General features: G+C 45.0%; 10 protein-coding genes and 5 tRNA genes. 6 read left to right on the top strand and 9 right to left on the bottom strand.

Going from position 1 to position 6,296, the window contains the following annotated elements; genetic code table 11:
* Window positions 1-163: 163 nt before the first annotated feature.
* From FD37_RS12795 to FD37_RS07070, 3 genes are read right to left on the bottom strand one after another with little or no spacing between them, the layout of a single operon-like run.
* Window positions 164-331 (bottom strand): hypothetical protein, encoded by a 168-nt coding sequence (locus FD37_RS12795; protein WP_156470519.1) that lies wholly within the window; start codon window positions 329-331, stop codon window positions 164-166.
* 5 nt (window positions 332-336) lie between these two features.
* A complete protein-coding gene (locus tag FD37_RS07075) occupies window positions 337-618 on the bottom strand; it encodes a hypothetical protein (protein ID WP_056964408.1) in 282 nt (93 codons plus the stop codon).
* Between the two features lie 4 nt (window positions 619-622).
* On the bottom strand, window positions 623-1,120 hold the full coding sequence (locus FD37_RS07070) for a hypothetical protein (RefSeq protein WP_056964407.1): 498 nt from the start codon (window positions 1,118-1,120) through the stop codon (window positions 623-625).
* Window positions 1,121-1,304: 184 nt separating this feature from the next.
* Between FD37_RS07070 and FD37_RS07065 the strand changes: the two genes are divergently transcribed.
* On the top strand, window positions 1,305-1,691 hold the full coding sequence (locus FD37_RS07065; protein ID WP_056964405.1) for a hypothetical protein: 387 nt from the start codon (window positions 1,305-1,307) through the stop codon (window positions 1,689-1,691).
* A gap of 63 nt (window positions 1,692-1,754) precedes the next feature.
* On the opposite strand, the gene FD37_RS12630 is transcribed toward FD37_RS07065, so the two are convergent.
* Window positions 1,755-1,988: a helix-turn-helix transcriptional regulator gene (locus FD37_RS12630; RefSeq protein WP_082605148.1), complete on the bottom strand. Its 234-nt coding sequence runs from the start codon at window positions 1,986-1,988 to the stop codon at window positions 1,755-1,757.
* Window positions 1,989-2,123: 135 nt separating this feature from the next.
* On the opposite strand from FD37_RS12630, the gene FD37_RS12625 reads away from it, so the two are divergent.
* The 5 genes from FD37_RS12625 to FD37_RS07040 all read left to right on the top strand — a co-directional run bounded on the left by FD37_RS12625 (window position 2,124) and on the right by FD37_RS07040 (window position 5,641).
* The gene (locus tag FD37_RS12625; RefSeq protein WP_082605147.1) at window positions 2,124-2,474 is read left to right on the top strand and encodes a helix-turn-helix domain-containing protein; all 351 of its coding nucleotides are present in this window, start codon (window positions 2,124-2,126) and stop codon (window positions 2,472-2,474) included.
* Window positions 2,475-2,576: 102 nt separating this feature from the next.
* Window positions 2,577-2,897, top strand: a complete 321-nt coding sequence (locus tag FD37_RS07055; protein ID WP_147007788.1) for a hypothetical protein — start codon at window positions 2,577-2,579, stop codon at window positions 2,895-2,897.
* Between the two features lie 34 nt (window positions 2,898-2,931).
* The gene (locus tag FD37_RS07050; RefSeq protein ID WP_056964401.1) at window positions 2,932-3,477 is read left to right on the top strand and encodes a hypothetical protein; all 546 of its coding nucleotides are present in this window, start codon (window positions 2,932-2,934) and stop codon (window positions 3,475-3,477) included.
* Window positions 3,478-3,537: 60 nt separating this feature from the next.
* Window positions 3,538-4,275, top strand: a complete 738-nt coding sequence (locus FD37_RS07045) for a zinc-ribbon domain-containing protein (RefSeq protein ID WP_056964399.1) — start codon at window positions 3,538-3,540, stop codon at window positions 4,273-4,275.
* A 181-nt stretch (window positions 4,276-4,456) separates the two neighbouring features.
* Window positions 4,457-5,641, top strand: a complete 1,185-nt coding sequence (locus FD37_RS07040; protein ID WP_056964397.1) for a tyrosine-type recombinase/integrase — start codon at window positions 4,457-4,459, stop codon at window positions 5,639-5,641.
* A 164-nt stretch (window positions 5,642-5,805) separates the two neighbouring features.
* Here the strand turns inward: FD37_RS07040 and FD37_RS07035 are convergent.
* The 5 genes from FD37_RS07035 to FD37_RS07015 all read right to left on the bottom strand — a co-directional run bounded on the left by FD37_RS07035 (window position 5,806) and on the right by FD37_RS07015 (window position 6,293).
* Window positions 5,806-5,890 (bottom strand) — tRNA-Leu (locus FD37_RS07035).
* Window positions 5,891-5,922: 32 nt separating this feature from the next.
* Window positions 5,923-5,993 (bottom strand) — tRNA-Cys (locus tag FD37_RS07030).
* 54 nt (window positions 5,994-6,047) lie between these two features.
* A tRNA-His gene (locus FD37_RS07025) sits at window positions 6,048-6,120 on the bottom strand.
* Between the two features lie 13 nt (window positions 6,121-6,133).
* A tRNA-Trp gene (locus tag FD37_RS07020) sits at window positions 6,134-6,204 on the bottom strand.
* 6 nt (window positions 6,205-6,210) lie between these two features.
* Window positions 6,211-6,293, bottom strand: a tRNA-Tyr gene (locus FD37_RS07015).
* Window positions 6,294-6,296 lie beyond the last annotated feature (3 nt).

Here is a 6,296-nt window from a genome sequence, read left to right as displayed (position 1 = left end):
CCGTTCAAGGTACCGAACAAAATCAAATGTTGCTGCGTCTGGTGCTAGAGCCATTGCCAACGCCCCCGTTTCAGAGTAGAATTGAAGCTAAAGAAATGTGATACAACCTTTTTACCTTCGAGTTCTGACGGCCAGGTCAGGGCTCTTTTTTTGTGCCAAATTTTCATTTCTGCTCCTCCTTTAGTTCCAATCCAAAGAAATCAATCGCCCATGCCTTCCAGCCGCCCATTGCATGAACGGATTCAGACAGCCAGTAGCCGAAGCTGACGCACAGTGCAATCAGTCCGAACCATGAGACAACCTCACCAACGTAGTAGTAGAACAAATCCATAATTATTAACTCCTCTCATCTAAGTACCTGCGCCAGGCGTCCCGAACTTCCGGGAACAGCCAAACGCGTTTGCCACGCTTGCCAGGGGCTCCTGCACGACGTTCGAGCTTTGCCACGTATCCCAGCGGAACGAAGTTTTGCTCAAGATTGCTAGTGGAGACCCCGGTCATGTCCGCCAGCTGACTAAGGTTGACGGAGATTTGAAGCTTGTCATTTTCGCCCAACTTTTCATTCACTTGGTCCTCAATGACCTTTTGTGCTACTGCTTGTGGATCGAACGTCGCCATGGTTTTAACCTCCTAACCTTGTGTTAGCTTTATTGAAGACATTCTGTAAATTGATGCCTGCATAATCTGCCTTCATCACAATATCGGTATTTTCCGACATGATTTCTTCGGCATATTCATCAAAGTATTTGTCGATGAGTAGCACTTGCTGTGGAGATCTAAACTTCTTTTCAGTACTCATTGCCTCATCGAATTCCTCTTCAATTGCTCGCCGATCGTTCTCCTCCTTGCGCTGCCGAAACATCGCTGAGATAACATCGTTGTGCTTCGTCGTGTCTTTCAAGAAAGACAGCAGCCCATAATCCGTTCTGGCACCCGACAGGGCTAAGAGAATGCTGTGCAGCCTGTGCGCAATTGCAACTCTCATACTCTTGTCACCGGACCGTTCACCATTGGACATCCGGGTAAGCTGTGACTTAGAAATATGTGCTCCTTCAGCGACATCTTTCCGCATAAAACCAACGAGATCCAGACTTAGCTGCTCTGCAAATTTATTTTTCATTCAATCACTTCCTTTACTTGGCAACCCATTCAAATTCCTTTGACGAGGACCACTGATACAATTTAGTTATTGGAGGAACCGGCAAGCATCACCACCACAACGATGATTCCCAATACTCCGGCCATCAGCTCACCTCCTCAGAATGCCTTCCCTATGCGATAATCGTTTTAGGGAGGTGAAAATTATGAAGCCAAAAGCATATTTCAAGGCGAGAATCACACTTAAATACCTTATAAAGACTAGGGTCACCACTACTAACGAAATAATGGAGTATTCCGCACACACGGCAATTTATAAAAATCCTTGGTATCGGTTTATTAGACATATAAAGGACCAGGATGTGTACGACGCCACTGATTGGTTGGAAAATAACGGATATATTAAACGTGACGTTCACGAATTAGGCGACATATACCTAACGCAAGAAGGACTACATTACTTTGAGTTACTTCAAGAAGATAAAAAGTCTGTCTTACTAAAGAGCTTTGCATTACCACTCATTGTTTCGATAGCCATAAACACACCAAACTGGTGGCCGTGGCTACTAAAATGGGTATCCAAACATCTGTAACAGTTGGGTGCCTCTCAGTAAAGACAAGAAACCAATCCCCAAAAGACAAATGGTGCTTCTTCATCAGCTCACCTCCTCAGGTCGCTTATTTGTACTATTAGAGTCGTTCGGTCCAAATAAAAGTTCATCGACAGTTACACCAAAGAAACTAGCCATAGAGATAATGGTATCAACCGATCCATCACGACGACCATTCTCCATTGATGCAACAGTGCTCACAGAGAACTTTGTCTTTGATGCTAGTTGCTCCTGAGATAATCCGGCCCGCTTTCGATAATACTTTAAATGGGATTTCATCTTATTCCCTTCTTTCTTTATGTACTAATAGTATCGCTACTATTTGTACAAGTCAACTCTTTTTGTACAAATCTTTCATTTATTTTTAGCATTACTCTAAGTACAAGCTATAATACTAATAGTGGAGGTGTCTTAATGACTACAGGTAGTAGAATTGCATCACTGCGCAGACGTATGTCGATGACCCAACCGATGTTGGCCGAAAAAATGAACGTTAGTCGAAGTACTGTAACTAGCTGGGAAAATGACCGACGCTCTGTTAGCAATGATGACTTGATAAAACTGGCTGATCTATTCGGGGTCACAACCGATTATCTGCTTGGCCATAAAATCGATTTAGGTGATACCCCCGTGGCTGCCCATCTCAGAAATGGATTGAGTCTCGATGACTTACCTGAAGACAGGCGTCAAGCCGTTATTGACTATATGGAATACCAAAAATCCCTTTACAAAAAAGAACAGGAGCGCAAAGGGAAAAAGGACTGATGCTAATTGAGACTAAGTAGACTCGAAAAACTGATGGCTCAGCACCCCGAACTAGATTTCGTCTTCGACAAAAGTGTGCCTATCGAACTTGGCGGGTATGTTGTGAATAAAAAGATTTTAATGAATCCCAACATCTCCGAGCGTGAGCAGTATCAATGGCTATATGAAGAATTGGGCCATAACGCCACTACTGTTGGTGACATTAGTGATTACGGGCCCACGGAAAATTCCAAACAGGAACGTCGGGCTCGTGTTTGGGGATTTACTCACTTGCTAACACGGGCTGACATGGACCGTTTACGTCGTGAATATGCGTGCGAAGAGTCCGATTACCCAGCGGCTGATGATGTTGATGTTGAACTGCCCTATCTGCATGAAGTTGGCTTAACCTACGGACTGCATTATAAACACGTTTTAGACTAAAATGTTGCATTAAAAATTTAGGAGGAAGCACATAATGAAATTAAAAAATGGGATTATTTTATCCCTACTACCTATAATGCTGCTAACCGGCTGTTCAGGAACCTCCGATTCTTCTAGCACTTCATCCAGCTCATCTAAGTCCTCACAGGATGATAGCTACGATTTACCTACTAGTAGTGCATTCACTAGAGCTGTAAATAAAGATAAGAATATGGATACCTTAGAAAGAGCGACAGCAGAGGAAAATGATGCCAATATCCGGTATTCAGACATTGTTGGTAGTTCCAATCGGGATAAGTATGCCGGAAAAGCTAAAATTGTCACTGGTACAGTAACTGGTAAAAAAAGTACAACTGCAAAAAATAATTTTATGTATTTCGTTCCTGATACGGCTAACTCGAAGCATGCATATTGGGTCTATACTAACAAAAAAGGAATTCGAACCGATGATACTTTGATGGTCCACGGCGTCATTGTCGGTAAAGTAACTTATACCAACAGTAATGGCGATCGCCGCAACGGGGTTATTATCGCTGCGGCTGCAAAAAATATTCAAAATAACGGTGCGGTTGGCAAATAGTTCATTTGTCCAAACCTGATGACGTTAAAAGCTGTACATATTTTTAGGAGGAATTATCTTATGGATAATGATACGAAAACGCATTGCACTAATTGCGGAAAGGAAATACCGTCAAAAGTTGATTTTTGCCCTTTCTGTGGTGCTAAGCAGGCATCTTCAGCGAGTAGCGATCAAGCAAAAGACGTCGAAAACGCCGAAGATAAGATTGAAGGTTCGCCCAAGAAACCAAAGAAAAAATGGTATAAGCGTTGGTGGGTTTGGATTGTAATTGTTATTTTAGCCATTGGAGTTATTGGTGCCCTTGGCAGTTCTGATGATTCGGATTCATCATCTTCCTCTGATGAATCTTATGCAACATCCACTGCAAAAAAGAATAGCTCTTCCAGTTCCAGCAGTAGTACATCAACTTCCGTACGCAAATCCGTACAAGTTCTCGATAGTAACAGCGAAGATCAATTAGCCGAAAAAGGGGAAACTAACGCCAACCAAATTAGATACGGAGAATTAATCAAATCTAATGATTATTACGGAAAGCCCTACTCTATTAGTAAAGGAGAGGTCCTACAAGCTAGTGAAAGCAAGGGCGTTACGACATTACTTGTTTACATCGATGACGACACAGATCAACTATTTGAAGTAGCAGTTCGTGGAAAAACTAAGGCGATTGAGGACGACTATGTTTCCATCAATGGTGTTCTAGATAAAATGACTGACTATGATACACAGTCTGGTGGCTCTAATACCGTCCCGGTAATATTTGCAAAAAAAGCAACAGTCGTTGGTCATGACGATAATTAGTCCTTATTTTTAATTAAGTAATAAGCTCCTAGCTTCAGTCTGGTGACTCCCCTCGGTCCGATTCCGGGGTGAAGCATAGTCCCAAAGATGGTGACATTAAAAGATAAATATGTACTTGGGCCCGTTCAGGGCTTTTCTTTAATCGTCAAAAAGAACGCACGTTCGGAATGGAGGAATTATCATGGCTCAAATATTCAAACGCGGTGACAGCTGGAAAGCCAAGGTCTACTTCAAGGACATTCACGGCAAGCGAACGTCACGCTCACAGGAAGGATTTCGCACCAAGAAGGAAGCCGAAGCGGCCGCCCGGGTGATGGAAGACACTTACAAGAATGGATCCGATGTCGGCGACAAGAACATCTCTTTTAGCGACTACTTCCAGAAATGGTTCCACATCTTCCGGGAACCTGGTCTGTCAGATACCACAATTGCCCGGTACCAGTATACCATCAACGTCATTGATGAGTATTTCGGCGACACCCTCTTCCGTAAGATCAAAACGGCCGACTACCAGGAATTTCTCAACTGGTTCGGGAACGGAAACGGCAAGGACGCGAAGCCCCACGCTAAGGCGACCGCTGACAAAATCAACACGCACATCCGGGCCGCTGTCCGCAATGCAGTCAACGATTCGGTCATCAGCCGGGATTTCACGCAAAACACTCACGTCGTCTACGACAGCAGCCGGACCCGTGAGATCAAATGGCTCTCATATGACGATGCAGCCAAGCTGTACAACTACACGCTAAACCACTTGGAAGGCATTGACGTTGTCCCCTATATGGTTCTGACTGCCCTACTCACCGGCATGCGCCAGCAAGAAATCGTGGGGCTTACCTGGGGCGACATCGACAGCAAGGGTGGCTTCATCAAGATCACGAAGACCTGGAACTGGACGAAGCGTGACTTTGGCCCCACCAAGAACCCGGCATCCGTCCGGACCATCTCGATTGACCGCAACCTGGTGAACATCTTGACCAAACTGCAGTATGAGCAAAAACGCTACTTGAAAGTGAACGACAAGACCAATCCACACAGCCTGGTTTTTCTGTCGCGCTACAACCGTGTCCCCTCTTCTAAGGCCCTCAACGACCGATTACACGAACTGATGAAGGACGCCGACATCAACATATACCTGCGGTTCCACGGGCTCCGGCACACTCACGCGTCCATTCTGCTGTATCAGAAGATGTCGATTGCCTATATCAGCCACCGACTTGGTCACCAGGACATCGCCACAACAACGAAGACTTATCTCCATATCATCAAGGAACTGGAGCAGGAAGAGACCGTCCGCACCCGTGAGATCTTCACTGACCTGGGGAAGAAGGCCGACTGGTCCGACTTCAAAGTCAAGGCCGAGTGATGGGTGCACCCAAATGGGTGATTCTCACTCCTGAATGGGTGCACCTTGGGTGCGCACTTTTGCAAAACCATATGCGAATATATTTTTTTAGATATAAAAAAGAGCAGGAACGCTGTTATATCAACGTTCCTGCTCTTTTGAAAGTGGTTTATGAATTATAGTTATACCGGAGGTGGGGTTCGAACCCACACGTCCTCAACGGACACTGGATTTTGAGTCCAGCGCGTCTGCCAGTTCCGCCACTCCGGCAAAAAAATATTTGATTGGATACACCCAGTCAAAGGTGGTAATCGGATTCGAACCGACGATGAAGGTTTTGCAGACCTCTGCCTTACCACTTGGCTATACCACCATAATCGTCTATCCAATCTGACTGGATCAATCTTAATGAATGCCCAATCAATAGGGCGGTATGTGGGAATCGAACCCACGCGTGCCGGAACCACAATCCGGTGTGTTAACCCCTTCACCAATACCGCCATAACATTACAACAGGGATAGTAGGAATTGAACCCACACCGACGGTTTTGGAGACCGTAGTTCTACCTTTAAACTATATCCCTATATGATGGAGGGGAGTGGATTCGAACCACCGAACCCGAAGGAGCGGATTTACAGTCCGCCGCGTTTAGCCAGACTTCGCTACCCCTCCATA

Origin of the sequence: Levilactobacillus spicheri DSM 15429, assembly GCF_001435095.1 — a bacterium.
GTDB lineage: Bacteria > Bacillota > Bacilli > Lactobacillales > Lactobacillaceae > Levilactobacillus > Levilactobacillus spicheri.
This window is presented reverse-complemented; position numbering and strand designations above follow the sequence as displayed.

Bases quoted from the DNA above. Each gene is read 5' to 3' on its own strand.
- FD37_RS12795 (WP_156470519.1), bottom strand. From the start codon at position 331: ATGGATTTGTTCTACTACTACGTTGGTGAGGTTGTCTCATGGTTCGGA.
- FD37_RS07075 (WP_056964408.1), bottom strand. From the start codon at position 618: ATGGCGACGTTCGATCCACAAGCAGTAGCACAAAAGGTCATTGAGGAC.
- FD37_RS07070 (WP_056964407.1), bottom strand. From the start codon at position 1,120: ATGAAAAATAAATTTGCAGAGCAGCTAAGTCTGGATCTCGTTGGTTTT.
- FD37_RS07065 (WP_056964405.1), top strand. From the start codon at position 1,305: ATGAAGCCAAAAGCATATTTCAAGGCGAGAATCACACTTAAATACCTT.
- FD37_RS12630 (WP_082605148.1), bottom strand. From the start codon at position 1,988: ATGAAATCCCATTTAAAGTATTATCGAAAGCGGGCCGGATTATCTCAG.
- FD37_RS12625 (WP_082605147.1), top strand. From the start codon at position 2,124: ATGACTACAGGTAGTAGAATTGCATCACTGCGCAGACGTATGTCGATG.
- FD37_RS07050 (WP_056964401.1), top strand. From the start codon at position 2,932: ATGAAATTAAAAAATGGGATTATTTTATCCCTACTACCTATAATGCTG.
- FD37_RS07045 (WP_056964399.1), top strand. From the start codon at position 3,538: ATGGATAATGATACGAAAACGCATTGCACTAATTGCGGAAAGGAAATA.
- FD37_RS07040 (WP_056964397.1), top strand. From the start codon at position 4,457: ATGGCTCAAATATTCAAACGCGGTGACAGCTGGAAAGCCAAGGTCTAC.